Annotated in this window: 26 protein-coding genes and 1 pseudogene; 22 read left to right on the top strand and 5 right to left on the bottom strand. The window is 37.0% G+C overall.

The genetic code is table 11. From position 1 onward, the window contains the following. Positions 1-125: 125 nt before the first annotated feature. Positions 126-2,528, bottom strand: coding sequence for a hypothetical protein (locus MTQ00_RS08695; protein WP_273648488.1), 2,403 nt, complete (start codon positions 2,526-2,528; stop codon positions 126-128). Positions 2,529-2,900: 372 nt separating this feature from the next. Between MTQ00_RS08695 and MTQ00_RS08690 the strand changes: the two genes are divergently transcribed. The 12 genes and pseudogenes from MTQ00_RS08690 (at position 2,901) to MTQ00_RS08635 (ending at position 13,386) form a co-directional block, all read left to right on the top strand. Beyond that, the gene (locus MTQ00_RS08690) at positions 2,901-3,557 is read left to right on the top strand and encodes a MarR family winged helix-turn-helix transcriptional regulator (protein WP_273648487.1); all 657 of its coding nucleotides are present in this window, start codon (positions 2,901-2,903) and stop codon (positions 3,555-3,557) included. 36 nt (positions 3,558-3,593) lie between these two features. Next, a complete protein-coding gene (locus MTQ00_RS08685) occupies positions 3,594-5,090 on the top strand; it encodes a phytoene desaturase family protein (RefSeq protein ID WP_273648486.1) in 1,497 nt (498 codons plus the stop codon). 1 nt (position 5,091) lies between these two features. Next, a complete protein-coding gene (locus MTQ00_RS08680) occupies positions 5,092-5,928 on the top strand; it encodes a phytoene/squalene synthase family protein (RefSeq protein ID WP_273648485.1) in 837 nt (278 codons plus the stop codon). 12 nt (positions 5,929-5,940) lie between these two features. Further along, positions 5,941-6,408, top strand: a complete 468-nt coding sequence (locus MTQ00_RS08675) for an SRPBCC family protein (RefSeq protein ID WP_172279167.1) — start codon at positions 5,941-5,943, stop codon at positions 6,406-6,408. Between the two features lies 1 nt (position 6,409). After that, positions 6,410-6,861: pseudogene (locus tag MTQ00_RS08670) on the top strand (beta-carotene hydroxylase). Continuing rightward, positions 6,858-7,565 (top strand): lycopene cyclase domain-containing protein, encoded by a 708-nt coding sequence (locus MTQ00_RS08665; RefSeq protein ID WP_273648484.1) that lies wholly within the window; start codon positions 6,858-6,860, stop codon positions 7,563-7,565. The pseudogene MTQ00_RS08670 and the gene MTQ00_RS08665 overlap by 4 nt, the downstream one beginning before the upstream one ends. A 34-nt stretch (positions 7,566-7,599) precedes the next feature. Then, positions 7,600-8,883 (top strand): cryptochrome/photolyase family protein, encoded by a 1,284-nt coding sequence (locus tag MTQ00_RS08660; protein WP_273648483.1) that lies wholly within the window; start codon positions 7,600-7,602, stop codon positions 8,881-8,883. A gap of 10 nt (positions 8,884-8,893) precedes the next feature. Further along, a complete protein-coding gene (hemH, locus tag MTQ00_RS08655) occupies positions 8,894-9,922 on the top strand; it encodes a ferrochelatase (protein WP_273648482.1) in 1,029 nt (342 codons plus the stop codon). A 64-nt stretch (positions 9,923-9,986) separates the two neighbouring features. Then, positions 9,987-10,661 carry a MarR family winged helix-turn-helix transcriptional regulator gene (locus MTQ00_RS08650; RefSeq protein WP_273648481.1) on the top strand — a complete coding sequence of 225 codons (675 nt, stop codon included), beginning with the start codon at positions 9,987-9,989 and terminating at the stop codon, positions 10,659-10,661. 816 nt (positions 10,662-11,477) lie between these two features. After that, entirely contained in the window at positions 11,478-11,666 is a 189-nt protein-coding gene (locus tag MTQ00_RS08645) for a hypothetical protein (protein ID WP_273648479.1), read from the top strand. A gap of 20 nt (positions 11,667-11,686) precedes the next feature. Further along, positions 11,687-12,514 (top strand): Type 1 glutamine amidotransferase-like domain-containing protein, encoded by an 828-nt coding sequence (locus tag MTQ00_RS08640; RefSeq protein WP_273648478.1) that lies wholly within the window; start codon positions 11,687-11,689, stop codon positions 12,512-12,514. A 23-nt stretch (positions 12,515-12,537) separates the two neighbouring features. After that, on the top strand, positions 12,538-13,386 hold the full coding sequence (locus MTQ00_RS08635; RefSeq protein ID WP_273648477.1) for a cyanophycinase: 849 nt from the start codon (positions 12,538-12,540) through the stop codon (positions 13,384-13,386). Between the two features lie 85 nt (positions 13,387-13,471). Here the strand turns inward: MTQ00_RS08635 and MTQ00_RS08630 are convergent, their stop codons facing one another. Further along, entirely contained in the window at positions 13,472-14,425 is a 954-nt protein-coding gene (locus tag MTQ00_RS08630; protein ID WP_273648476.1) for a beta-1,6-N-acetylglucosaminyltransferase, read from the bottom strand. Positions 14,426-14,727: 302 nt separating this feature from the next. Here MTQ00_RS08630 and MTQ00_RS08625 point away from each other — a divergent pair, with 302 nt between their 5' ends. Both MTQ00_RS08625 and MTQ00_RS08620 read left to right on the top strand, forming a co-directional pair. After that, positions 14,728-15,876 carry a cation:proton antiporter gene (locus MTQ00_RS08625; RefSeq protein ID WP_273648475.1) on the top strand — a complete coding sequence of 383 codons (1,149 nt, stop codon included), beginning with the start codon at positions 14,728-14,730 and terminating at the stop codon, positions 15,874-15,876. A 187-nt stretch (positions 15,877-16,063) separates the two neighbouring features. After that, a complete protein-coding gene (locus MTQ00_RS08620; RefSeq protein WP_172279151.1) occupies positions 16,064-16,516 on the top strand; it encodes an Hsp20/alpha crystallin family protein in 453 nt (150 codons plus the stop codon). Positions 16,517-16,641: 125 nt separating this feature from the next. Here MTQ00_RS08620 and MTQ00_RS08615 read toward each other — a convergent pair whose 3' ends face one another. Beyond that, entirely contained in the window at positions 16,642-16,959 is a 318-nt protein-coding gene (locus MTQ00_RS08615) for a nuclear transport factor 2 family protein (RefSeq protein ID WP_172279149.1), read from the bottom strand. A 20-nt stretch (positions 16,960-16,979) separates the two neighbouring features. Next, on the bottom strand, positions 16,980-17,774 hold the full coding sequence (locus tag MTQ00_RS08610) for an SDR family oxidoreductase (protein WP_273648474.1): 795 nt from the start codon (positions 17,772-17,774) through the stop codon (positions 16,980-16,982). 144 nt (positions 17,775-17,918) lie between these two features. Between MTQ00_RS08610 and MTQ00_RS08605 the strand changes: the two genes are divergently transcribed. Then, positions 17,919-18,272, top strand: a complete 354-nt coding sequence (locus MTQ00_RS08605) for a winged helix-turn-helix transcriptional regulator (protein ID WP_228456963.1) — start codon at positions 17,919-17,921, stop codon at positions 18,270-18,272. 77 nt (positions 18,273-18,349) lie between these two features. Here MTQ00_RS08605 and MTQ00_RS08600 read toward each other — a convergent pair whose 3' ends face one another. Continuing rightward, positions 18,350-18,940 carry a Crp/Fnr family transcriptional regulator gene (locus tag MTQ00_RS08600; RefSeq protein WP_273648473.1) on the bottom strand — a complete coding sequence of 197 codons (591 nt, stop codon included), beginning with the start codon at positions 18,938-18,940 and terminating at the stop codon, positions 18,350-18,352. A 197-nt stretch (positions 18,941-19,137) separates the two neighbouring features. Between MTQ00_RS08600 and MTQ00_RS08595 the strand changes: the two genes are divergently transcribed. The 7 genes from MTQ00_RS08595 to MTQ00_RS08565 all read left to right on the top strand — a co-directional run bounded on the left by MTQ00_RS08595 (position 19,138) and on the right by MTQ00_RS08565 (position 25,124). After that, on the top strand, positions 19,138-19,650 hold the full coding sequence (locus MTQ00_RS08595; protein WP_273648472.1) for a YceI family protein: 513 nt from the start codon (positions 19,138-19,140) through the stop codon (positions 19,648-19,650). Between the two features lie 260 nt (positions 19,651-19,910). Then, the gene (locus tag MTQ00_RS08590; RefSeq protein ID WP_172279139.1) at positions 19,911-20,732 is read left to right on the top strand and encodes an alpha/beta fold hydrolase; all 822 of its coding nucleotides are present in this window, start codon (positions 19,911-19,913) and stop codon (positions 20,730-20,732) included. A gap of 27 nt (positions 20,733-20,759) precedes the next feature. Next, entirely contained in the window at positions 20,760-21,248 is a 489-nt protein-coding gene (locus MTQ00_RS08585; RefSeq protein WP_172279137.1) for a MaoC family dehydratase, read from the top strand. 127 nt (positions 21,249-21,375) lie between these two features. After that, positions 21,376-22,287 carry an alpha/beta fold hydrolase gene (locus MTQ00_RS08580; protein ID WP_273648471.1) on the top strand — a complete coding sequence of 304 codons (912 nt, stop codon included), beginning with the start codon at positions 21,376-21,378 and terminating at the stop codon, positions 22,285-22,287. A 32-nt stretch (positions 22,288-22,319) separates the two neighbouring features. Then, the gene (locus tag MTQ00_RS08575; protein ID WP_273648470.1) at positions 22,320-22,952 is read left to right on the top strand and encodes a hydrolase; all 633 of its coding nucleotides are present in this window, start codon (positions 22,320-22,322) and stop codon (positions 22,950-22,952) included. 64 nt (positions 22,953-23,016) lie between these two features. Next, positions 23,017-24,360 carry an alginate export family protein gene (locus MTQ00_RS08570; RefSeq protein ID WP_273648469.1) on the top strand — a complete coding sequence of 448 codons (1,344 nt, stop codon included), beginning with the start codon at positions 23,017-23,019 and terminating at the stop codon, positions 24,358-24,360. 20 nt (positions 24,361-24,380) lie between these two features. Next, entirely contained in the window at positions 24,381-25,124 is a 744-nt protein-coding gene (locus MTQ00_RS08565) for a M17 family peptidase N-terminal domain-containing protein (protein WP_273648468.1), read from the top strand. Positions 25,125-25,130: the final 6 nt, after the last annotated feature.

Raw genomic sequence — 25,130 nt, 5'->3', positions numbered from 1 at the left:
AATGATGTGTGAACCGTTTTTTTTCGATCCTGTGGCTTTATTTTATTAATCTTACGGATTAACAAATAATAAAAGATTCGAAAACTGCACGTTTTCGAATCTTTTTATTTGGAGATAGATAAATACTATTTAAACACCCTGTTTTCATACAGAATATTGTCATCTTCATCAAAACTGATGATCAGTACCTTATATTGTTTTGCGGTGTCGTTATTGAAGAATTTAATTATTGGAGGAACATAATCACTGTCATACAGATTAGGATTCCAGTAAAGCGTTTCCCGGGTATCATTTTCAATTTTCTTTGCAGGATCATCCGTATCCAGTGTTTCAATAGGAAATTCTGATGGTTTGTCGTACCCCTTTATAACCGATAGGTTATTCTTTTGAGGATCCTTCTCATTATTTTTAGATTTCATATTGCCTCTCATTGTATAGATGAGTACAGCGTTACCGATTAGTCCGGAACCCTTAATAATTTTCACCATGGCAATATTGTTGACCGGAAGGCTGGTGATCATACTTGCATCGGTAGGGGTTTCATCCAGGTAAAGCTTGGCTTGCTGACCACGGATATAGGGTACATTGATCCCTGAGTTATTTCTCTGGAATGTTAAACCGGCAGCTCTTCCCTGCAGCCAGTCCAATATATTGGTTGATCCGGCGACATGTTGGTCCTCGTTAACGAAATCGAATATAGTGGAATTCACGGAACTAAACATTCCCGAGGATAGTTGTTTGTTTAATTCTTCTTTGGGATCCTTCTTTTTTCCTGTTAATTGTACTTCTTCAATTTGGACATCAATATGTTCCAGCTTTTTAATATTTTTCTGAGTGTTGATGGCTTTTGAAATGGCCGGAGGAAGTTTTTTATTCTCAGGGGCTGTTACCAATGTGTATTTCGTAGCCGGCAAGCTTCCTTTAAAGGGTGTTGGGATAACTAAGGGTTCTACGGTTACGAATAAATGATCATTTTCTGATTCCTTACCCTTCTCAGAATTTGCAAATACGGAAACGTTCAGGGGTTCATCAAAACTAAGATTGTTCAAATAAATATATCCCATCTGATCGGTTCTGAACTGATTGATACTGGGTTCGTTTTCCCCTAATTTAAGAACTACATTTACATTGGTATCTCTCATCAGGGCGTTGTCTTTAAGGGGTTTTATCCTGTAAGAAAGAAATTTCTGAGAATTGGCTTTAATGGCGGGAACCGTTCCGCTAAGTACTGAATTCCAGTCAAACCTTTTCCAGTTTTCAGAAATAAGCAGGGCATCCAAAGCTTCGGTGTTGGCATTTTTAGAGAAGTATTGGGCTGGACTGTCTATTTTTGAAGAAAGATCTCCTGTTAACCAAAGGCTGCTCAGGATATTCTCTTCTTCAGTTGTGTTACTTCCGTCATCCTCACTTACCAAAACCGTATAATTTTTAAAATAAGACTCCGGTGAAAGGTCGATACTGTTGAAAGATCTTGGTGTTTCTTTTAAATTCTGGCCAACAATTTCTGCTTTCTCAATCTTTAAATTATTCGGTTTGATAAAGCAAAGTCTTTTTGCGACCAGATTGTCCTGTTCATCAAAAATAGCCAGCTGTAAAACACCGTTGGCCCCATTGCTGATTTTTGTAGGGATCGTGCTTGAGACTTCACCGGTTGATTGGGTAATATTTGCTTTGTAAGCTAAGTGATTATTAATGGTCCCTACAATTTTATAATTCTGAAGCTGTTGTTTTAAATTGACTCCTTTTAAACTGTATTTTATCCCTTCATTCGAGCTGGAAACTTCTACATGGAGACCACTGTCTGTAACTTCGGGTAAATTGATGGTTTGCTTTTTTCCTGTATTATCTTCAATGATGGCCTGGTATTTTTTTCCTGATGCCGGCGTTATTTTAAAAGAAGCTACATTTTTATCAAGCGAGGTGAAAGTGGTTATAGGAACATCTGGATTTTGTACGTCTATTATTTTTCCACTCCATTTTTCCGGAAGAGAAACATTGCCATAAAGTCTTACAGCAAATTTTGTAGGTGTACCATTAATGAAGTTTCCACCTTCAGGAAACGCTTTGGCGGACCAATCTGAATTTTTAGCAACTTCTAATGCTTTAGTTGAGGTAGGATTGTAAACCGGAAGGGTTTTAACAATTTGGAAATCATCGCTGAAATTCGTCATGTACGGAGTATAGGCTCTTACAAAATAAACCTGCTCCGGAAGGTCTGCTTTAAGCTTGAAATCTCCGCTGCCTTCGCCATTGGTAAGAAGTACTGTTTTCCAGTCTATTAACTTCTTATCGGAATCGTACAATTCCACAAACAGGGTGGTGGATAATGTCGAACGGTTGTAACCGTCAAATACAAAACCTTTAAACCAGATCTGGTCTCCCGCTGCATATTGAAGTTTATCGGTAAGGAGGTATACTTTTTCCTGTTCGTAATTATTTTCAAGATTAGTGATTGCTTTTTCCAGTTTAGTTTGTGATAATAAGGGTTGAACCGTTGAAATCAGCATTAAAAAGAAGATATTTTTCATAAAAATCTTAGTGCATTTGTCCAATGCTAAATTACTCAATTAAAGATTCCGAATTTGATATTTGTCTTTTAACTTAAAAAATTAATGAGATTTTAATTAATTATGAGATTTGTATATAAAATTTTGGTTATAAGCTTGTTTATAGTTTATTAATAGACATTTTTTTTTCCTCTCTTTTTATTCTGTTCCTTGGTGTTTTAAAATTGTTTAATTAATTGTTTATCAAAATATTATTGGATTTTATGATCACATGGTATTCTTTAATTTAAATGCTCTTACCGATTAACTTATAAGACTTTTAACAAAAATAAAATACAATAAAAGTATATTTATATTCTTTTATAAGTATATTTGTATACTAATTTATTCGATATGAATTATGATCTTATCAAAACAGTGGTAGAGCTTATTCAGCAATTTATGGAGCAAAATGAAGACAAAGCTCTATACAGTAACGACATCCAGGGTTTTTCGGAATGGTTAATTATTTCGCATCCTGAGGATTCTGAATCAGAACCTGGATGGCTGGGGATGGAATCAGGAAGGAGCACCGACAGTATTATCAATACTTTATTGACAAGGATGGGGAGATATGCAAAATCTTACTCGCGATCAGCAACCTACCACTCCGTTTTTTCAAGCCAGGATGATTTCATTTACCTTATAAGCCTGAAGTCTGTAGGACCCATGACCAAAATGGAATTGATAAGACGTAATGTGCATGAAAAATCTTCGGGCATTCTTATTATTAATCGTTTGATCAGAAATGGCTGGGTAAAACAGGAGATTTCTCAAAAAGATAAAAGAACAAAACATGTTCAGCTAACACAGGAAGGCTTTACTGTATTAAATGAGCATATGGATGAAATCCGTAAAGCCTCAAGGGCTGTAGTAGGAAACCTTACCCATTCTGAACAAATGCTGTTCATTGCCATACTCTCTAAATTGGATGAATTTCATCATTCCCTTTACCGTATGAATCTGGAAGCCCAGGAATTACTGGACGCTGTCTATAAAAAGCTGAACTGATGAAGTTTAAAAGTCTGTGTTAAAATGATTAAATAAATGATAACGAATACCAATAGCTTAAGAAAAAGAATTGCCGTGATAGGCTCGGGATTTTCCGGACTTTCTGCTGCTGCGTATGCTGCAAAATCAGGACATGAAGTACATGTATTTGAAAAGCATAACCAGCCTGGCGGACGGGCAAGACAATTTAAAACGGAAAACGGGTATGTTTTTGATATGGGACCAAGCTGGTATTGGATGCCTGACATCATTGAAGACTTTTTCAGTGATTTTGATTATAAAGCATCCGATTTTTTTCAATTGGTATCGTTAGATCCTCAGTTTGAAATGGTTTTTTCAAAAGAGAAAGTCTCAGTTCCCGAGAAAAACAGTGAAATCCGGGATTTATTTGAAAAAATAGAACCCGGAGCTGGCCGGCGTTATGATCAGTTTATGCAGTCTGCTCAATTCAAATATGAAACGGGGATGAAAGACTTTGTGACAAAACCATGTTACAGCTGGCTTGAATTCGCTTCTTTAAAAATAGCGGGTAGTGCTCTGAAACTTGATCTTGTAAGTAATTTCAGAAAATATGTTTCGGGATACTTTTCGGATCCGAAGCTCAGATCACTGATGGAATTTCCGGTTATATTCCTCGGTGCTTCACCGCAACATATTCCCGCATTGTACAGCCTGATGAATTACGGAGGATATGTCCTGGGAACAAAATATCCTATGGGAGGATTTTATCAGCTTGTTCTTGCCATGAAGAAGGTGGCAGAAAAACAAGGCGCAACTTTCCATTTTAACCATAACGTACAGCAGTTCAATACGGAAAAAGGCAAAGTTACTTCCATCAGGATCAATGGGGAAGACCATGAATTTGATGCCGTCATTGCCTCATCAGACTATCATCATACCGAAACATTAATTCCTGAATCCCTAAGAAACTATACCGATGCCTATTGGAAAACCAGAACCTTTGCTCCTTCATGTCTCATCTACTATCTCGGTGTTAAAGGGAAAATTCCTCATTTAAAGCATCACACCCTGTTTTTTGAAAATGAGCTTGATGATCATATAGATTGTATTTATAAAGATAAGAAGTGGCCGTCAAAACCCTTGTTTTATGTATGCTGTCCTTCAAAGACAGATCCGGATGTAGCACCTCAGGATGGCGAAAATCTTTTCTTGCTGTTGCCTCTTGCTCCGGGAATACATGACGAAGAGTCTCTAAGAGAGCAATATCTGATGAAAATGCTTGCAAGAATTGAAAAACATACGGGAGAAAGCGGTCTCCTATCCAGAATTGAATACAAAAGAAGCTATTGTGTCAGCGATTTTATTTCAGATTATAATGCTTATGAAGGTAACGCGTACGGATTATCCAATACATTATCGCAGACGGCTGTTTTAAAACCTAAAATAAGAAACAAAAAGATTAAGAATCTTTTTTATACAGGACAATTAACTGTTCCGGGACCGGGTGTTCCTCCGTCAGTAATTTCCGGAAAAATTGTAGCGGCTGAAGTTAGTAAACTAAAAATAAATTAATATGAAAAAATTGTTTGATGAATTGTCTTACGAAGTCAGTAAGAGCACCACACAAAAATACAGTTCCAGTTTCTCACTAGGAATATTGGCATTGAAGCCATCCATCAGACCTGCTATTTATGCTATTTATGGTTATGTACGTCTGGCAGATGAAATTGTTGATAGTTTTCATTGCTATGATAAAGAGAGACTTTTGAAAAGATTAAGAGCTGAAACCTACCGGGCACTGGAAGAGGGTATATCGCTGAATCCCATTTTGCATTCCTTTCAGGAAACAGTTCGCAGGTATGATATCGATACAAGGCTGATCAGGCAGTTTTTACACAGCATGGAAATGGATCTTCATAAAATTGATTATAACTCGGAACTCTATGATGAATATATCTATGGCTCTGCTGAAGTGGTGGGTTTGATGTGTCTGCAGATTTTTACTGAAGGTGACAAGCAGCAATTTGAAAAGCTGAAACCGTTTGCCATGAAATTGGGCTCTGCTTTTCAGAAAGTTAATTTTTTAAGGGATTTGAAAGATGACTATCAGGTCCTTGGACGAACCTATTTCCCGTCTGTAAATATGTCTGTCTTTGATAACACCGTGAAAGGGCAGATCGAAAAAGAAATTGAAGGAGAATTTAAAGAAGCATTACAGGGGATTAAAAAATTACCGGGTTCCTCTATGTTCGGAGTATATCTCGCATACAGATACTATCTGTCATTGTTTGAAAAAATAAAGAAGACAAGCTCTCATCGTATTTTACAGCAAAGAGTCAGAATCGCTAATTCACAGAAACTTTTTGTTGCGTTCAAAAGCTATATAAGATACAAAGCTGCTTATTTCTAATTAATAAAAAGAATGTTACACAGATTATACAGGGAGCAACAATTAAATTGTACTATCGAATCGGTCTGGAATTTCTTCTCATCGCATGATCATTTTTCTGAAGCAACTCCTGAAGTAATGAATTTTCTGGTTGTTTCGGGTATTCTGGACCGGCCGGTCTTTAAAGGAATGGAAATAGAGTATAGGGCCTTTTCTTTTTTAGGAAGCCCGATCAAATGGGAAATGATGATTAGCCAGGTAGAAGATTATAAAAGCTTTACCGGCTTCCAGAAAAAAGGTCCGTATAAGTATTGGAATCATTTTCATGAATTCATTCCAAATGATAAAGGAGTATTGATGAAAGATACTGTAGATTATGAACTTCCCCTGGGGATCATAGGAAGAATAGCCCATCGGTTATTTATAAAGAAAAAGCTCGAAAGTATATTCGATTTAAGGTCCGGCGTTTTAAATGCTCTTTTTAACAATAATGATTATTAACATGCATTTTCTGATCGTCTTAGGTGTTTTTATTTCAATGGAAGGCGCAACATGGCTGATCCACAGATATATTATGCACGGTTTTCTCTGGAGCCTGCATCGCGATCATCATGACCATAGTCACGATGGAAAACTGGAAAGAAATGACCTCTTCTTTTTCATTTTCGCAAGCCCGGCTATTGCTCTATTATACCTTGGAGTAAAACAGGAATTCAGTTATCTTTTTTTGTAGGCCTTGGAATAAGCCTTTATGGAATGGCCTATTTCTTTGTGCATGATATTTTTATTCATCAAAGGGCAAAGGTCTTTACTAAGACAAAGAATCCGTATTTCCTTGCCATCAGGCGTGCCCATAAACAGCATCATAAACATCTGGGAAAGGAAAGCGGGGAGTGCTTTGGTTTTTTGTGGGTTCCTGTAAAGTATTTTAAAATGTATTTCAATAAAAAATGATGCCTTATACTTACATACTAATCAATTTTTTCACTATTATCATTTGCTTTTTGGCTTCTTTTGATAAGAGAATACAGTTTCATAAGCTTTTCGGAAAGTTTTTGATTTCCTCTGCTATTGTAGCCATTCCTTTTATTGGCTGGGATATATGGTTCACTGCAAAAGGGGTGTGGTGGTTTGATCTCAGGTACACTATGGGATTTAAGATGGCCGGACTTCCTATTGAAGAGTGGCTGTTTTTTTTCTGCATTCCCTTTGCGTGTGTTTTTACCTACTACTGTCTGGACAAATTTTTTAATCTGGACTGGGCCAATGCTTTCAATAACCTGATCGTATTTGCTGCCGTTATTATCCTCAGTGTTACAGGACTTCTTTTTTATGACAGAATATATACCCTGGTAACGATCATTGTTACGATTTTCACCCTTTGTTATCTCCATTTTATAGGTAAAAAAGAATGGATAGGGAAAGCAAGCTTTGTGTATCTGGTCTTAATGCCGGGATTCTTTGCTGTAAATGGAATACTTACCGGTTCTTTGATTCAATCTCCGGTGGTGAATTATAACCCTGATGAGTTTATGGGAATCAGAATGGGGACCATTCCTGTCGAAGATGCTGTGTATGGTTACAGTCAGTTTTTGCTTATTATTTATTTCTTTAAAAAACTGACTGAAAGTAAAGAACAGAAAATTCCCAGCTATTAAACAAATACTATACTTTAATTGTAAAAGATACCTCATGGAGAAAGTAAATATTTTTTGGTTCAGAAGAGACCTTAGGCTGGAAGATAATGTTGGTCTTCATCATGCCCTTACCTCAGGGTTAAAGGTTGTTCCTGTTTTTATCTTTGATACTGAGATCCTGGACCGTCTTCCGGATAAAAATGATAAACGAGTAGATTATATTCATCAGGCTTTGCAACGGATGCATCAGACTTTGCAAAAATACAACAGCGGACTTAGGGTTTATTATGGTAGTCCCGTTGATGTTTTTAAAAAACTAACGGAGGATTTTACTATTGATACGGTTTTTTGCAACAGGGATTATGAACCTTCAGCCATACAAAGGGACCAACGGGTAGCTGATCTGCTGCTGAAAAGTCATATTGATTTTAAAGATTTTAAAGATCAGGTACTGTTTGAGGGTAATGATATTGTGAAGGATGACCTTTCTCCTTATACCGTTTTTACTCCGTATTCTAAGAAATGGAAGGCAAATTTGAAAAACGTAGAAACTTTTACCATACAATTTGATCAGTTTGCAGATTATAACGGGCCTTCGGAGATCATCTCACTGAAAAAAATCGGATTTAAGAAAACAGACCTTGAATTTAAAGAACCTGAGCTGAAAAAGAATATAATAGATTCTTACGGAAAATACAGGGATTTTCCAGCTATGGATCATACCACACACCTTGGGATCGCACTGCGTTTCGGTACCATTTCGGTAAGGAAATGTATACGGTACGCTATTAAGCATAATGAAGTCTGGCTTAATGAGCTTATCTGGAGGGAATTTTTCATGCAAATTCTGTATCACTTTCCAGATGTTGTTCATCATTGTTTTAAAAAGAAATATGAAGATATTAAGTGGAGGAATGATGAAAAAGAGTTTAAGGCTTGGTGTGAAGGTAAAACAGGATATCCTATTGTGGATGCCGGAATGAGAGAGCTCAATCAAACCGGATTTATGCATAACAGGGTAAGAATGATCACTGCAAGTTTTCTTACCAAACATCTGCTCATTGATTGGCGATGGGGAGAAGCCTATTTTGCTGAAAAATTATTAGACTACGATCTCGCAGCCAATAACGGGAACTGGCAATGGGCTGCAGGTTGCGGTTGTGATGCTGCACCTTACTTCAGGATATTTAATCCATATGAGCAGACTAAAAAATTTGATAAAGAAACTAAATATATCACAAAATGGCTTCCCGCAGATTACAAGGAAGAACCGATTGTAGAACATGCAAAAGCCAGAGAAAGAGCATTAAAAACTTATAAGGAAGCATTAGCAGAATAACGAAAAAGACATGGCAAAAAAAGGAATTTTATTAATCAATCTTGGTTCACCAAGATCAACGGCGGTAAAGGATGTAAAAGAATATCTGGATGAATTCCTGATGGATGAAAAAGTGATTGATTACCGGTGGATTTTCCGGGCACTTCTGGTTCGTGGAATTATTTTAAATACCCGCCCGGCGAAATCAGCAGAAGCTTATAAAACCGTCTGGACAGATGAAGGCTCTCCACTTATTGTTATAACAAAAAAGATACGGCAAAAGCTGCAAAAGCTCGTGGATGTTCCCGTTGAAATAGGAATGCGGTATGCTGAACCCAGCATTGAAACAGGCATCAGGAACCTGGCTGAAAAGGGAGTTACAGAAATTGTTTTACTTCCGCTTTATCCCCAATATGCGATGAGTACTACCGAAACTGTGATTGAAAAAGCTGAAGAAATAAGAAAGAAAAAATTTCCCCATATAAAGATCAATTACATTCAGCCTTTTTATCATCGGGACCTTTACATCAATTGTCTGGCAGAAAGTATCCGGGAGAAACTTCCTGAAAATTTTGACGCCTTGTTGTTCTCTTATCATGGGGTTCCGGAAAGACATATTTACAAAACGGATCCAACGAAGACCTGCAATATGAATGATTGCTGTTATAAAGATACCCTTCCCAGCCATTCGTTTTGTTACCGCCATCAGTGTTTTAATACCACCGAGCAGGTGATCAAAAAACTGGGATTACCTAAAGATAAAGTGATTGTCTCTTTTCAGTCCCGATTAGGAAAAGACAAATGGATTGAGCCTTACACAGATCATACATTAAAAACGATTCCCGGAAAAGGAATTAAAAATCTTGCTATTGTTTGTCCTGCATTTGTTTCAGATTGCCTTGAAACCCTGGAAGAAATTTCAGTTGAGGGAAAAGAACTCTTTCTCGAAGCAGGTGGTGAAAATTTCAATTATATACCTTGCCTGAATGATGAAGACCGGTGGATCGAAGTCATCCGGACACTTTGCGAAGAACAGCTGAATCAATTTTATTTGGTCTAGCTCATAATGGTAAGCTATAGACTTGTATGAGGAATTTGGTATATTTGTAAACTATTTAATTAAAATGAATTACACGCTTATTAAAGATTGTATAGATCTGTTACAGGAGTTTGAAACGGAAGTCCGTTCCAATCCTGATTTATATCCGGGCAATATCCAGGGCTTTAAAACATGGATTTCTGCTCAGGGAAATATGGGGTCAAATTCTTTAGAGGAGCCTTATTGGGAGGGTAAAGAGAACGGAAGGACGCCGGAAAGTGCTATCAGTACACTGCTCGTTCATCTGAATCGGTATGCAAAAACCTATTCAAAATCTGCTATTCTGGATTCTGAATTTTCCACCCAGGAAGATTTTATTTATTTAATTAATTTAAAGGCGTTCGGAGAAATGACGAAGATGGCTCTTATCAAGAAAAATATTCATGATAAACCGGTAGGTATGCTTATTATTGCAAGATTACTGCGTCAGGGACTTATAGAGCAGACGGAATCCGAGGTCGATAAACGCAGTAAATTGATCCGTATCACGGAAAGAGGATTATCGGTTTTAGAAAAACAAATGGAAAAGATCCGCCAGGCCACGAATATTGTGGCAGGAAACCTTAATTACAATGAAAAGATGGAACTTATACGTATTCTCAATAAGCTGGATCGCTTTCATTATCCCATTTTTTCACGGAACATCCATTCCGATCAGCTGATCAATACCGTATATGAAGAGTATATATTGAAAGATTAATAATAAACACTGCTACTTCAGCACATTATTTTATGGGAATCAAAAAATCAGAGATGTTTTTTGTTTGAATTGATACACAGATAATATAACCAATATGCTGAAAAGATAGCTTGTAAAAAACAATCAACAAGATATACCCATTTAATAACTTTTTGGATGTAATAATATAGGTCGATAATTAGTAAACTGAGGCAACAAATTAATATTGATAAAGCAATTATCTTATTTTTTCTAACACTTATCGTAAGGTACGCAAGAAGTAATGAATAAGGTAAAAGAAGTAAGCCTACGGTTTTAACAAGCCAAATATCTGTTTTTGGACCTGAAACAAATAAGAAACTTTCCAGATGGATCAAAGGCCATATTCCGGTTAGAAAATAATACACGGTCTGGAAAAATGGAATTGTGCGGAAATTTTGCATATAAATACTGTTATCACTTACATTCGATGATAAAATAAGGGAGGTCTCAAAACCATATAATCTTGCTTTTGTCTTTCTTAAGTATGAAAACCATATTGACTGGTTGTCATATTGGATTTTTCACTGCATTATATTGTCCATTTTTGAAACCTCCCTTCTTTTCACATTAATCTTCCTGTTCAGCGTCAAGATTGATATATGTCTCAGCAATCTCTGTCAGGTTATAGTCGGTATCTTCTTCCTCTTCAAGCGTTTTTTATGATTCATGTCATAATAAATTTATTTTCAATGTGTAGTTTATTGTTTTGGTTAATTTTTTTAATTGTTTTGTGATTTTGATCATATATTTTTCTTTTTTCAATGGCTAGGTTTGCTATTATCAAATCCCATTATTATGAAATACTTGATACAGTTTTTATTCCTGTTGTCGGTTTTGTCGGCATGTACAAAATCTGAAACACAGTATATTGATCAGTCCAATAAAAAAGAGACTGTGAACGACAAAAAATCAGATACGATCCAAACATTAAACGAAATCTCAGACACGACGAAACTTACAAAAGATAGTGCTGTCGTGAGATAGGGAATTAATCACTATTTATTATGAATCCAAAAGGTAGACTTATAATCATGAGAGGTGCTGACATGGGTATTTTCCATGATGCTAAAAATGAAGTTACATCACCAGATTTTCCGTTTGAAATTTTCAGCTTCTTGTCAGAGGAAAAGGATAGTCGTCTCGAAATCCTTACAACTTCCAATTCTGGTGGATGCGCTAACGAAAGGCTAATTAAAATGCTACAAGCAGAGGGGTATAGCAACTTTGGGATAATAAATGTTCAGCATACCGAAGATTTTCACAATTGTTATACAAAGATAAGTGAAGCTAAAGTTGTTTTCTTGGCCGGTGGAGAGCCTGAAATATGGAAAATGATGAAGAGATCAGCAATAATGGAGCTTTTACTTAAGAGGTACCATGATGAGGAGGATTTTACCATTGTGGGAATAGATGCCGGGGCCATGTGCATCTCAAGGGTTATATTAAGTGAAGGAGGAACTGGTACCGGTCTTGGATTTATACATAACTGTATCATAGATACAAAGTTTCAACATGGTGAAAGATGTAAAGGTCTTGTAAAAGCAATCATAGCTAATAAGGAATGCTTAGGCATTGGTTTAAACAGAGGAATGGCATTAATTATTGACAAAGGCTACAAAGTTTCATGTTTAGGTAAAGGTACTGTAATGGTTGTCAATGCTAGAAATATAAAAAATAGAAGAATAAAAGCAGGAGCATCTGTTTATGCCAAAAATTTACAAGGACATATCCTTACAGGAGGAGCCACACTTAATTTATTTAGTGGAAATCGGATAAAGGATGATTTACTTCATTATAATTTAAATTTTATCAATAGAAATAATATTCAATAACTACTAATTAAATACGGTTTAAAATGACACCCAAAGGAAAATTACTAATTATAGGTGGTAAAGAAGATAAGGATGGAAATGATCCTGAAATGAAGGAAAAAAATAATGATTTTTCTCCTTATGAGATTCTTAAATTGCTTGTAAAATCTAAAGATGACCGGATAGAAGTGATCACAGTAGCCACCTCTGAACCGGATGATGCAAAGAAAACGTATATGAAAACCTTTCAAGAAATCGGATTCACAAATTTTGATTTTCTTCATATAGCCGATGATCATTGCCATACAGATTATTTTTTAAAAAGATTGGAGGCTGCCAAAGCTGTATTTTTTACCGGAGGAGATCAAAACCGTATCTGTGAATATTTAACACAATCCGTTCTCACAGATATGCTAAAGAAAAAATACTTTGAAGAGGAGGATTTTATGATTGCAGGAACCAGTGCAGGAGCAATGTGTATCCCTAAAATAGTCATTCTCGAAGCCATCAACGGGGAAGCTATTCTGGAACATGATATTGAATTAGGTGCCGGGTTGGGGTTTATAGAAAATTGTATTGTCGATACACATTTTGTACATCGGGCACGTTTCGGGAGGCTTGCACACGCCATAATCTTACATCAAAATTGCTGGGGAATCGGTCTGGGGGAAGACACGGCTCTGCTTATAGAAAGAGGGGCTAATGCAAGCTGTTTCGGATCGGGATCAGTGTGGATAATGGATGCGAAAGATATTGGACAAACAAATACGGATAACGTCAAAAAAGGAAATCCTGTTTATGTGGAAAATCTCAAAATTCATATTTTAACAAATAACTGCACATTTAATTTTAATACCAATGTATTTCAGGGTGAAAATTCCGGAAAACAATAGGCAGGGAAACAATTTTTTGTGAAATGGGTTATAACCCGGACTGCATTTTTTACGAAACAACCATTCCGACTAGCTTTTCAATGTATTACGACCATTTATCGTTACGCTCATCCCTTTTTAATTCTCTTTCCACCTCGTTCACATCAGTTAATGGAAGATCGTAAGTTTCATCAATATATTTAAGAATCTTTTGATGGATCTCATGATTTAACTTTCGGATAAAAAGCTGGTTAGTAGTTTTTAATAATCCGATAAGATGATTTTGGGATTGATCCCTGTTAAAAAAAGACTTTTCAATAGATGCTCTTTTATCATCATTTACAATAATATCTTTAAAAACCGTATTCATGAGCACGGTCTGAAAAAATGATTCTGCAGGTAAGAGCGTATGTAAATAATAATCCTCAAAATCCATTACCCGTTTGTTATTGGTTAAAAAGGAACATGTTTCTCGGGTGAACATAAACCATTTTCCGCCGATATAAGGAGTAACACCGTCCATGAATGCCCTTTTATAAATCATTGAAGAGATTTTATGGGTGAGTTCCGTGAAGTGGTTCTGTATCCTCTGAAGCGTAGCAGGTCTGTAAAACTTCTGATCATAATAAAAAAGATAGTTCCTGCCATTATTTACTGTGAGAAACTGACGAATAATATTTTGTGATTTAAGTGGATAATCTTCTCCGCTTAGGTTGACAAAATAATCCCATTCTGCGTTCACATTAAGTAAGTATTCCATGGCATTAAGTTCTGCCTGAATCATACTGAATCCGCCAGCTACGATATTTATGCTTTCCAGAATATAAACGTTGGGAAAATGTACCAGATACTGCTGGATTTCCTCGGTAAACTCTTCTTTGGCTTTCCGGTCTATATGAACCAGATAAAACTGATCACGGGTGTAGATTTTTTCGAACATTGCCTTAAATATTTCCGGCTTGTGGTGTACCATGATAAAATAAGCAATTCGGATCTGAGAAGATGGGTTATTATCTGATCTGTGGGATAAGGGATGCGGTTGTACTGCGGTGGTTTGCATATGCTGGAATTATAAAATTATCCGCTCTTTGCAAACAATTAGATTTATGGGTGTAAGGTACGAATATATTTTTGATAATCAGTTAATTAATGTGTACTGGATGCCTCCCTCAATAAATCTTAGCAGCCAGGAACCATGAAATTTTGACAGTATTTCAGAAAAAATATCACAGCATATCAACTGGTATTTTTTTTGTTGACTTTCCACATAGCCGGCCAGCTACCTTTACACTGCCGTTTAAACGGATTTTACTTGTTTGAATCTAAAGATTGAAATATTTAAACCCTAATAGTTATAGAGATATGCTTTGGACAGTATGTGTTTTGTGTATGACAATTTTAGGTCTGATGTTTTTGCTGAAAAAACTTAAGCAGCCCTATCTTATCGCTTATATTATTGCCGGGGTATTGTTGGGACCCTATGTTTTCAGAATTGTAGATAAACCAGATGAAATAGAAGTTATTGGAGAGATCGGGATATTGTTGCTGATGTTCTTCATCGGAATGGAAATCAATATTCCGAATAAAAGAAGTCTTATTATTAAGCCTGTGATGGCGCAGAGTATTAAAGTGTTGCTGAGCTTTGTATTTGCCTATCTCCTCGGAAGGATACTTCACCTGGACTATAAAAGTATTCTCCTGATTGCCATCCTTTTTATGTTCAACAGTACAGCAGTTGTTGTCGATTTTATGAAAAGGCATGGAACGTTAAATACCGCCTTTGGAATAATTATACTCAATATCCTGTTATTGCAGGACCTTCTTCTTGCTCCGGTACTGACCCTGCTGAAGTTCTGGAGTGGTGAAGAATTCAACATCTTTAACTTTGTGCTTCCTTTAGCTTTATGCATCGGTATTTTTTTAATATTCAGGAAGGTCAGAAATTTAAGGGAGATCAGAATTTCAAATACTTTTCTTGAAAATGACCATGATCTGCAGGTTTTTTTTGGCCTTTTTATCTGTCTTGGCTTTGGTCTTATTGCGGAAACCATTGGTCTTAGTGCCGCATTGGGAAGTTTTATAGCAGGAGTTCTGGTTGGAAAAATACAGGCATTCCACTGGCTTGAAAACTCTTTGTTGCCCTTCAAGGTTTTCTTTATTTCACTTTTTTTCGTATCCATTGGTCTAAGACTGGATATTAATTATCTTTTATCCAATTATATGCTGATTGGTATCGGTACTTTAGTCGTTTTAATAAGCAATAGTATTATGTCATCCGTTTTCTTTCGGATTCTGAACTTCAGCTGGAAAGACAGTTTTTATGGTGGAGCATTGCTTTCTCAGACCGGGGAATTTGGGATCCTGGCACTATCTATTGCCTATAAATCCGATATGGTAGGATATGATCTGTATAAAGCCGGATTAGGTATTACCTGTTTGTCTCTATTGCTATCCACCTTTTGGATCAGTTGCGGTGCATTCGTTAAGATTCGTAAACCTGTACGCACTTAAAATAAGAAATGAGAGATATGGGATTGAAATCAGGACTCATTTTGTGTCACAAAAATGAAATTTTGACAGAAATTCTGAAAAAATATCACCATTTATCCGGTGGTATTTTTTTTGCTGGTTTTTAAGTACAGCTGGCCAGCTGATGTGTTATTAAATAATTGTTAAACTTATTTAAAAAGAGATTACTATGAATAATCTAATGAAAAGAAACGGAAACAGCAATTTAGGCATTTCAAACATCTTTGATGATTTTTTTAGTCGTGAACTTTTTAACTGGGGTAATAACAATTACTCATCTACCAGTACAACCGTACCATCGGTAAATATAAAGGAAAACGGGGATGCGTATGAGGTTCAGGTTGCTGCACCCGGAATGGATAAGAATGATTTTGATATCAGCCTTGATGGTAACCTGCTGACCATTTCATCCATGAAACAGGACAGTAGTGAAACAAAAGAAGAGAACTTCACCCGAAGAGAGTTCAGTTATCAGTCCTTCCAGCGTAGTTTTGAACTTCCGAAAAATGTTGTTGACCAGGATAACATTAACGCGAAATATGAAAACGGATTGCTTATGCTTACTATTCCTAAGAAGGAAGATGCAAAGCAGAAACCACCAAGAAGGATTGAAATATCATAAAAATATTTAGAAAAATGGCTACTCATTGTAGCCATTTTTTATTAAAAGAGAATGAATAGCAGGATTTATAAACCAAAAAGCTGAAGTGAAATCTCCAGCTTTAATTAATTGTATCGGTTATTATATTAACCGGTTACTTTCAATGATTGAATATATCCGTCAGACAATTGAAAATGATATTTCAAAACAATAGGGCTGCCAGGAAAGTCTCCTAAAACTTCTGCCGATAAAATATTTTCATTTTCATTATAGTCTAAAGGCTTCATAGTAGCATTGTAATCTTTGTTGGCTTTATCAATCCATTTTTCAATTTCGGTTTTTCCGTTATGAGTTTTGCCTTCATCAAATACTTCTGCATTTTCATTAAAACAATTGGCATAAGCAATACTGTCAAAATTGTTTTGGGCTTCGATTAAATCTGTGATAACTTTTGGTAGGTTCATTTTTTATTTTTTTAAGATGATTAAACTGTTGGCACTGTGCCACCATCGATTACAAATTCAGTTCCGGTTAAATAGCTGGCTCTTGATGAAACTAGGAAACCTACTAATTCAGCAACTTCTCCCGGTTCTGCGGGTCTGCCGTAAGGTATTCCACCCAATGCATCCATAACACTTTGCATGGCCTCTTCTTCTGTACTATTTGCATTTCTTGCAATCTCACCCAGCCACGCTGTGGATGCCGTTGTATTGATCCATCCCGGTGAAACAGTCAGCACGCGGACACCTTTGGGGGTTACTTCATTTGACAAACTTTTACTGTAATTGATCAATGCTGCCTTTGCAGCTGCATACGGCAAAGTAGAATCATACAACGGCAGTTTACCCTGGATTGAAGCAATATGAATAATAACACCGCTTTTGCGCTCTATCATTTGTGGTAAAAACCCTCTGTCCAGTCTCACCGGAGCAAGCAAATTGGCTCGAAGAGTTGATTCCCAATCTTCATCGTTCAGTGCAATGAAGCCTCCCGCAGGTGTTGATGAAGAACCAAGGTTGTTCACAAGAATGTCGAGTCTGCCATAAGTAGACAGCACTTCGCTGATGACATTTTGTGTTCCTTGAGCTGTACTTAAATCGGCCGAAATAAAATGCAGGTTTTCATTTTCTTTTTCAGGCTTGTTTCTCGCTGTAATAATAACCTTTGCACCGGCTTGTAGCAATCTCTCTGCTATGGCTTGTCCGGCCCCTTTTGTTCCTCCTGTTACCAAGGCAATTTTACCTTGAAGTTCATCGTTGTAATTAAATTGATTTTCCATTGTCTAATTCTTTGATACAAATTTCCGAAGTATCACTATTTTAGGCAATAACGGAAAATCGAATTGCATAGGGATAATTTATTCCCCTATTGTACAATTTGGTACATTGGGCTACATTTGTATATGCATGAAAGAAAAATACCTTTGAATTTGAACTGTGGTCTTGACCTTATTGGTGAAGTCCTTTATGGCAAGTGGAAAATCCGTCTGCTATGGTTTATCTATCAGGGACATCTGCGTCCAAGTGAATTACAGCGTAAAATTCCGGATGCATCAAGGCGTGTATTAAATATTCAATTAAAGGAACTTGAAGAGCATGAACTTGTCACTAAAAAAATCTATGCTCAGGTCCCTCCCAAAGTTGAATATTCACTCACAGATTTTGGTAAGACACTAATTCCTGTAATTTCTGTATTAGGCGGTTGGGGCGACGAGAATGAAGATAGACTGAGAAGAGTGATTCTATCAAGAATGGGAGAGCATGATAAACATTCATAGCTTGCTTGATTTAATCATTAACGCTCAAAATAACGTTAACTATTTAATTGGTGATTCTTATTAAATTTTTCTCAAATCTATTTCTGTTTACGGATACGGCTTAAAGTTTCTTTTGTAATTCCCAAATACGATGCAATAAGATGTTGTGGAAATCTTTGTAAAAATGCAGGATGAGTTTTAAAAAGATTATGATAACGTTCTGCTGCGGAAAGGCTTATTGCATTATTGATGCGATTTTGCATCGCTATGCCGTGGTTCATATCCAATCGTTTTGTCAATTCGTTTAAAGCCGGAACTTTTGTCATTTCGTTAATGTCTTCTTTTGAAATCATCAACATCTCAGTATCCTCATAGGCTTCAATAGTATAAATGGACGGTTTTGAACCTAATAGACTTTCTCGATCAGCTACCCACCAGTTTTCCAGATAAAGGTTGATGACATTTTCCTTTCCAGAGTCGTCCACAGAATATTGTTTCATTGCTCCCTTAATGATGAAACCACAGTATTTGCAAATTTCTCCCTGCTTTAGAAAAAACTGTTTTTTTTCAATTTTTTTGTAAACAAATAACTCTCGTATAAATTTTTTGTCATCAGAACTTAATGTGGATGAGCTGTGAGCTTCGATATAACTGAAAAGAATTAAAAAACTGTCCTGATTGATATTCATAGTTAGGTCCTGAACTGATTTCTTGATTTACGAATTTAATGAAAATTATCTGGTCATTAAAAGTTATTATCAAATCCGTTATCAAAATAAATCATTGAATCATTTTGATGCAAAATATTTATTATCAAATATCAACAACTTCCAGACTTGGATACCTGTAAATTTGTGATATAAATAACCTTTAAAATATAATTACAATGGCTACAAAATGGAACCTAGACCCGACACACAGTGAAATAACTTTCAAGGTAAGACATATGATGATTTCAAATGTCAAAGGAAATTTCACCAATTTTGATGTGCAGCTTGAAGCAGAAGACGATACTTTTACCAATGTAAAAACAGTAGCAACTATTCAGACAGATTCTATATCTACATACAATACCGACAGAGACAATCACCTGAAATCGGCAGACTTTTTTAATGTTGAAGTACATCCTGTAATCACTTTTGAAGCTTCTGCATTAAGCAATGAAGTAAAGGGTGATCTTACCATTAACCACATTACAAAACCAATTACTCTTGATGTGGATTTCAACGGAATTAAAGCAGATCCATACGGAAATACAAGAGCAGGATTTTCTTTTGAAGGCAAAATCAATAGAAAAGATTTCGGACTTACCTGGCATGCTGCGCTTGAGGGCGGAGGAGTAATGGTAAGCGATCAGGTGAAACTTGCGGGCGATTTACAGTTTGTAAAACAGCAATAAGAAAACATCAAATAGCAAACAATAGACAAGCCTTTGGAACCTCAAAGGCTTTTGTTTATTTATGATCGGAATTTTAATGGAATTTATTTCCATTGAACTTTCTTTATACAAAACTAAATAATGCAATCATAAAACTACGAAATATCGTAGTTTTTTTTATTATGATATTTTAAATAATATTCTGTAAATCAGGTGTTTTGTTGTTTTGGGTTATTTTTTGGCATTATGCTCATAAGTTTAATTCAAAAAATAATACAACAATGAGCACATTAACATTAAAAGACGGAACAGAAATTTTTTACAAAGATCAGGGACAAGGACCTGTCTTGATGTTTCACCACGGGTGGCCATTATCATCTGATGACTGGGATGCACAGGTAATTTTCTTTTTACAGAAAGGCTACAGAGTGGTTACCCACGACAGAAGAGGCCACGGACGCTCCAGCCAGAATATCTACAATCATACTATTGAACAATACGCTTCTGATGCTGCAGAACTGGTTGAATTTTTAGATCTGAAAGATGTTGTACACATCGGGCATTCAACAGGAGGTGGAGAAGTGATCCGTTATGTTAACAAATATGCAAACGGAAGAGCTAAGAAAGCGGTTCTGATCAGTGCCATTCCGCCGGTAATGGTTAAGAGTGAAAATAATCCTGACGGTGTTCCGATGTCAGTTTTTGATGATATCAGAGAACAGACGATGAACAACAGAAACCAGTTTTATTATGATCTTACTTTCCCTTTCTATGGCTATAACAGAGAAGGAGCGAGTGTAAAGGACGGAGTTCAGAGAAACTGGTGGAGACAAGGATTGATGGGAGGAATTGTTGCTCATTATGACGGGATCAAAGCTTTTTCAGAAACAGATTTAACCGAAGATTTAAAAGCTGTGGATATTCCTGTTTTGGTGATGCATGGTGAGGATGACCAAATCGTCCCTATTGCCAATGCGGCATTAAAATCAATTAAATTACTAAAGAACGGAAAACTGATCACATATCCGGGGTTCCCTCACGGAATGCCCACTACAGAGCATCAAACCATTAATAAAGACCTTTTGGAATTTATTGCTGAATAATTATCATTCCATTCAAATCCAAAATATATGGAAAACTCAAAAACTCACGAAGCGGAATTCAATCCTGAAGATTTTGCTATTGTTCCTGCCCGTACGTTTGACGAACTGAAAGTAGGTGAATTGTTCAGGGCGCCAAGCAGAACTCTTACTGATGCACATGCTTCAGCTTTTCAAACGGTTTCCTGTGATAATCATCCGATTCATTACGATGTGGAATATGCAAAAAGATATGGCCATGAAGCTCCGGTAGTTCACGGTTTGCAGGTATTGGCTTTTACCGCACCGGGCGCGACTCTTTTGCCTCATTACTTCGGAAGTGTTTTTATTGCTTTTTTAGAATTATCATGCCATTTTTTGAAAGAGGTACATTCAGGAGATACGTTGTATTCTTCGTTGGAAATCACCGATTTAACGCCACAGGAAGACAGAGGTATAGTGACCACAAAAGTGAGAGTCTATAACCAAAAATCTGAACTCGTTCTGGAAGGGCAGCATAAATATTTACTAAAAAGATAATTTCTTTTTCAAATCTGCTGTCTTCTTTTTAAATGGAGATCCTTTTAGGGAAGGCAGCTGATTCAATACCACTTTGACATGTTTACAATAAATCTGTCAAAAATCAGCCATTAAAAATATCATCATTATGAAACTAAAAACAATTTTTGGTACTGCCGTTTTATTGTCAGCGGTATTCCTTACCAATATTAATACACAAAATACGGCAAAATCTACGAAAGCCAGAGCAGAATATATCGAAGTGGAACCTAATGTAAGGCTTCATGTTTCCGACCTTGGAGAAGGTAAGCCGGTTGTTTTAATCCACGGTTATCCGGTAAGTGATGCTTCATGGGAGTACCAGTATCTTCCTTTAATTAAAGCGGGTTATCGGGTTATAGGAATCACTCTGAGAGGGTTCGGACAGTCGGACAAGCCTTATGGAAAATATGATTATGACCAGTTTGCTTCTGATATCAAAACTGTTTTAGACAAATTGGATATCAAAGATGCTACGTTGGGCGGCCATTCTATGGGTGGTGCGATTGCTTTGCATTACGTGGCGAAATACAACAGTGCTCATGTCAGTAAATTGGCATTATTCGCTGCTGCGGCACCTGTTCATACCAAAAAACCTGATTATCCTTATCCGCTATTTACAAAAGAAGATATTACCAAATGGATAGACCTTGTAAGCGTAGACAGACCGGGATTACTGAATACGATAGGTGAAAGATTTGTTTTATCCGCAACTTCTGTTTCACCAGGGGTAGGTACCTGGCTGGGAGGGATTGAAATGCAGTCATCTGCTTATGCAATGGAGCAGGCTTTAATCGCTTTAAGAGACGAAGATCTTCGTGGAGATTTACCGAAAATCAAGATTCCGACCCTTATCATGCAGGCAAAACAGGACAGGATAGTGGCTTATGCTTTAGCAGAGCAAATGAACAAAGCTATTAAAGGATCTAAGCTTATTCCTTTTGAAAACAGCGGACATGCACTGTTCCTCGAAGAAAAAGACAAATTCAATGAAGAATTATTAAAATTTCTTAAGCAATAAAATTCAAACTCAATAACATCTAAATAAACTTTATGAAACCATCATCAAAACTACTTTCTCCTGAAAATCATGCACTGGTACTGATTGATTTTGAAGGACAAATGGCATTTGCAACCAAAAGTATCTCTATGAACGAACTGCGTAACAATGTAGCAGTACTGTGTGGGGCATCCAAAATATTCAATGTTCCGACCATCATTACTACAGTTGCAGAACAAAGCTTTTCAGGTCCTGTTTTCCCGGAAATCGAGGAAGCATATCCTATGGCAACCTCAGGCTATATAGACAGAACAACGATGAATACATGGGAAGATGAAGCCGCTTATAAAGCCATTACAGGAACCAAGAAGCAAAAACTGGTTCTCGCAGGATTATGGACAGGCGTTTGTATTGTGGGGCCGGCATTATCTGCACTTGAGGAAGGCTATGACGTGTACGTCATTACCGATGCCTGTGGCGATGTAAGCGATGAGGCACACGAAAGAGCTGTACAGAGAATGATCCATTCAGGAGTAAAGCCTATGACTTCCATTCAGTATATCCTGGAACTTCAGAGAGACTGGGCACGTCAGGAAACATATGGTCCTGTAACTGACCTTATGAAAAAATATGGTGCTTCTTACGGATTGGGAATCCACTATGCTCACCATATGCTGAATCACTAAAATCCATATACCATTTTCAATGTTGAAATCTGCACCTTCAATACTGTTTTTAAAAGCTTTTATCATGACAGTTCTTTTATGTTCTGAAACTTTCTCCTCCCAGAGCTTTAAACTTCTGCGGTATGATGAAAATTATGAATATCTGAAAGATTCCACCAAAAGCTTTTATGATAAAATTAAATATCTCCCTCTCAATGAAAAGAAAGATATCTATCTCTCATTGGGTGGTGAGGCAAGGTATGAATATGTGGATTTCAACAACGAAGATTGGGGAAGGCTTAACATAGGACACAACGACTTTTTTCTCCAACGCTATGATCTTCATGCAGACTGGCATTTCGGGAAAAACTTCAGAATATTTTCACAGATCAGAAGTGCTTTGCAAAACGGAAGAAAAAACGGTTCAAGAGGCATTGATGAAGACCAGATGAATATTCAGAACCTCTTTCTGGATGCAGGTTTGGTGAATATGGAAGATCAGAAGCTGATAGTGAGACTGGGAAGACAGGAGCTGGACTACGGTTCCGGAAGATTAATTTCTGTGAGGGAAGGGCCGAATGCAAGGTTGTCTTTTACAGGAGCCAAAATCATGTATTCCTATAAAAATATTTCCGTAGATGCTTTTGCGATGATGGCAGACTCTATCAAGACCGGCGTTTTTGATAATACCATTTCAAAGCAGCTTAACCTTTGGGGACTTTATTCCAAAATTATTATTCCTGAAACCGGAAATCTGGATCTATATTACCTCGGAATCCGTAGAGATGAATCTGTTTTTGAAGCCGGAACAGCCAGAGAAAAGCGTCACACAATTGGCGGAAGGCTCTGGAAATATGGCGGCGGATTTATCTATAACCTGGAAGCGGCCTATCAGTTCGGACGTTTTGGAAACGACAATATCAGTGCCTGGACGGGCTCTGTGGATGTAGGATATCTCTTTGAAAACGTTAGATTCAGCCCAAGCATCAATCTGAGAAACGATTATATATCAGGAGATCATTCTAAAAACGATGGAAAGCTCGGTACATTTAATCCTTTATATCCAAAAGGAGGGTATTTCGGCTTCAGTCCGCAGGTGGGTCCTGTCAATTTAATTGATATTCATCCGTATATGACCCTTGATCTGACTTCCAAACTCAAAATGCAGATGGATGTTGTCTTCAACTGGCGATATTCCCTGAACGACGGAGTTTACCGGCCAAGCGGAGCATTGAACCGTCCCGGAAGCAGCTCAGATAAAAGGTATATCGGAACGGCTTATTTAACCAGCTTTACCTATAATTTCAACAAACATTTTTCTTTGGTGAGCGGACTTCAGTATTTACACAAAGGACCTTTTATCGAAGATATCATTCAGGATGCAAAAAGCGGTGTTTTCTGGAATATAAGGCTGGGATTCAAATTTTAATCATTACTAAATCATTTATTATGCAAAATTCAATTTCAAAATACATCAATTGGTCAAAAACAATCTTTACAGTATTGGTGTTGGCAACTGCGGGAACCCAATTCGTTTCAGCACAGGCTGTTGCAGGAAAAACAGCTATCGGGACCTCAAAAACATGGGGAACTGTTGACGGGATTTCTGTCATAGGTATGGTACAGGGGCCATCTGCGGCCAAAGCAGATTTACAGATCGCCTGTGTTTTCGAGTATACGGAAGGAGATATTTTCAATCCTCCTGCGCTTCCCAAAGAACTGAACGGCATGGTTCATCTGGATGAAGCATTAAAAGGAATTATTACAGAAGTCCGTAAAAAAGGACAGTTCAAGGGACACGCTTTAGAAACCTTATTAATTAATCCTCCGAAAGGAAGCCTTGCCTCCGGAAAATTGCTGTTGATAGGCTTGGGTAACAGAAACTCTTTCGATGCCGAACTGATGAAAGAAGTAGGAAGTGTTGCCATGAGAGAAGCTTTGAAACTACAGGTACATACCGTATCCTTTGCCAGTGATATCAAAGATGCCGGAATTGATTCTCCAACCGCCTTAGTGGCAGAAAATGTGGTTTTGGGCGCTTTTGATGCCTACCGTACACAGTCTTATTTAAAAGCTCAGCATTTATCCGATACAATGAAACTAAAAAAACTGATTCTGCTGGCCGGACCGTCTTTTTTCACCGTTGCCGGAGGAGGAATTCAGGAAGCTATTTCAAAGTTGAACACCAAATAATTAAAG

Source organism: Chryseobacterium sp. B21-037 (assembly GCF_028570785.1).
GTDB classification, from domain to species: Bacteria; Bacteroidota; Bacteroidia; order Flavobacteriales; family Weeksellaceae; genus Chryseobacterium; species Chryseobacterium proteolyticum.
Note: the sequence above shows the minus strand (reverse complement) of the source record. Positions and strands in the feature narration are given on the sequence as shown.

Coding starts and splice junctions, on each gene's coding strand:
- MTQ00_RS08695 (WP_273648488.1), bottom strand. CDS start 2,528: ATGAAAAATATCTTCTTTTTAATGCTGATTTCAACGGTTCAACCCTTA.
- MTQ00_RS08690 (WP_273648487.1), top strand. CDS start 2,901: ATGAATTATGATCTTATCAAAACAGTGGTAGAGCTTATTCAGCAATTT.
- MTQ00_RS08685 (WP_273648486.1), top strand. CDS start 3,594: ATGATAACGAATACCAATAGCTTAAGAAAAAGAATTGCCGTGATAGGC.
- MTQ00_RS08680 (WP_273648485.1), top strand. CDS start 5,092: ATGAAAAAATTGTTTGATGAATTGTCTTACGAAGTCAGTAAGAGCACC.
- MTQ00_RS08675 (WP_172279167.1), top strand. CDS start 5,941: ATGTTACACAGATTATACAGGGAGCAACAATTAAATTGTACTATCGAA.
- MTQ00_RS08665 (WP_273648484.1), top strand. CDS start 6,858: ATGATGCCTTATACTTACATACTAATCAATTTTTTCACTATTATCATT.
- MTQ00_RS08660 (WP_273648483.1), top strand. CDS start 7,600: ATGGAGAAAGTAAATATTTTTTGGTTCAGAAGAGACCTTAGGCTGGAA.
- hemH (WP_273648482.1), top strand. CDS start 8,894: ATGGCAAAAAAAGGAATTTTATTAATCAATCTTGGTTCACCAAGATCA.
- MTQ00_RS08650 (WP_273648481.1), top strand. CDS start 9,987: ATGAATTACACGCTTATTAAAGATTGTATAGATCTGTTACAGGAGTTT.
- MTQ00_RS08645 (WP_273648479.1), top strand. CDS start 11,478: ATGAAATACTTGATACAGTTTTTATTCCTGTTGTCGGTTTTGTCGGCA.
- MTQ00_RS08640 (WP_273648478.1), top strand. CDS start 11,687: ATGAATCCAAAAGGTAGACTTATAATCATGAGAGGTGCTGACATGGGT.
- MTQ00_RS08635 (WP_273648477.1), top strand. CDS start 12,538: ATGACACCCAAAGGAAAATTACTAATTATAGGTGGTAAAGAAGATAAG.
- MTQ00_RS08630 (WP_273648476.1), bottom strand. CDS start 14,425: ATGCAAACCACCGCAGTACAACCGCATCCCTTATCCCACAGATCAGAT.
- MTQ00_RS08625 (WP_273648475.1), top strand. CDS start 14,728: ATGCTTTGGACAGTATGTGTTTTGTGTATGACAATTTTAGGTCTGATG.
- MTQ00_RS08620 (WP_172279151.1), top strand. CDS start 16,064: ATGAATAATCTAATGAAAAGAAACGGAAACAGCAATTTAGGCATTTCA.
- MTQ00_RS08615 (WP_172279149.1), bottom strand. CDS start 16,959: ATGAACCTACCAAAAGTTATCACAGATTTAATCGAAGCCCAAAACAAT.
- MTQ00_RS08610 (WP_273648474.1), bottom strand. CDS start 17,774: ATGGAAAATCAATTTAATTACAACGATGAACTTCAAGGTAAAATTGCC.
- MTQ00_RS08600 (WP_273648473.1), bottom strand. CDS start 18,940: ATGAATATCAATCAGGACAGTTTTTTAATTCTTTTCAGTTATATCGAA.
- MTQ00_RS08595 (WP_273648472.1), top strand. CDS start 19,138: ATGGCTACAAAATGGAACCTAGACCCGACACACAGTGAAATAACTTTC.
- MTQ00_RS08590 (WP_172279139.1), top strand. CDS start 19,911: ATGAGCACATTAACATTAAAAGACGGAACAGAAATTTTTTACAAAGAT.
- MTQ00_RS08585 (WP_172279137.1), top strand. CDS start 20,760: ATGGAAAACTCAAAAACTCACGAAGCGGAATTCAATCCTGAAGATTTT.
- MTQ00_RS08580 (WP_273648471.1), top strand. CDS start 21,376: ATGAAACTAAAAACAATTTTTGGTACTGCCGTTTTATTGTCAGCGGTA.
- MTQ00_RS08575 (WP_273648470.1), top strand. CDS start 22,320: ATGAAACCATCATCAAAACTACTTTCTCCTGAAAATCATGCACTGGTA.
- MTQ00_RS08570 (WP_273648469.1), top strand. CDS start 23,017: ATGACAGTTCTTTTATGTTCTGAAACTTTCTCCTCCCAGAGCTTTAAA.
- MTQ00_RS08565 (WP_273648468.1), top strand. CDS start 24,381: ATGCAAAATTCAATTTCAAAATACATCAATTGGTCAAAAACAATCTTT.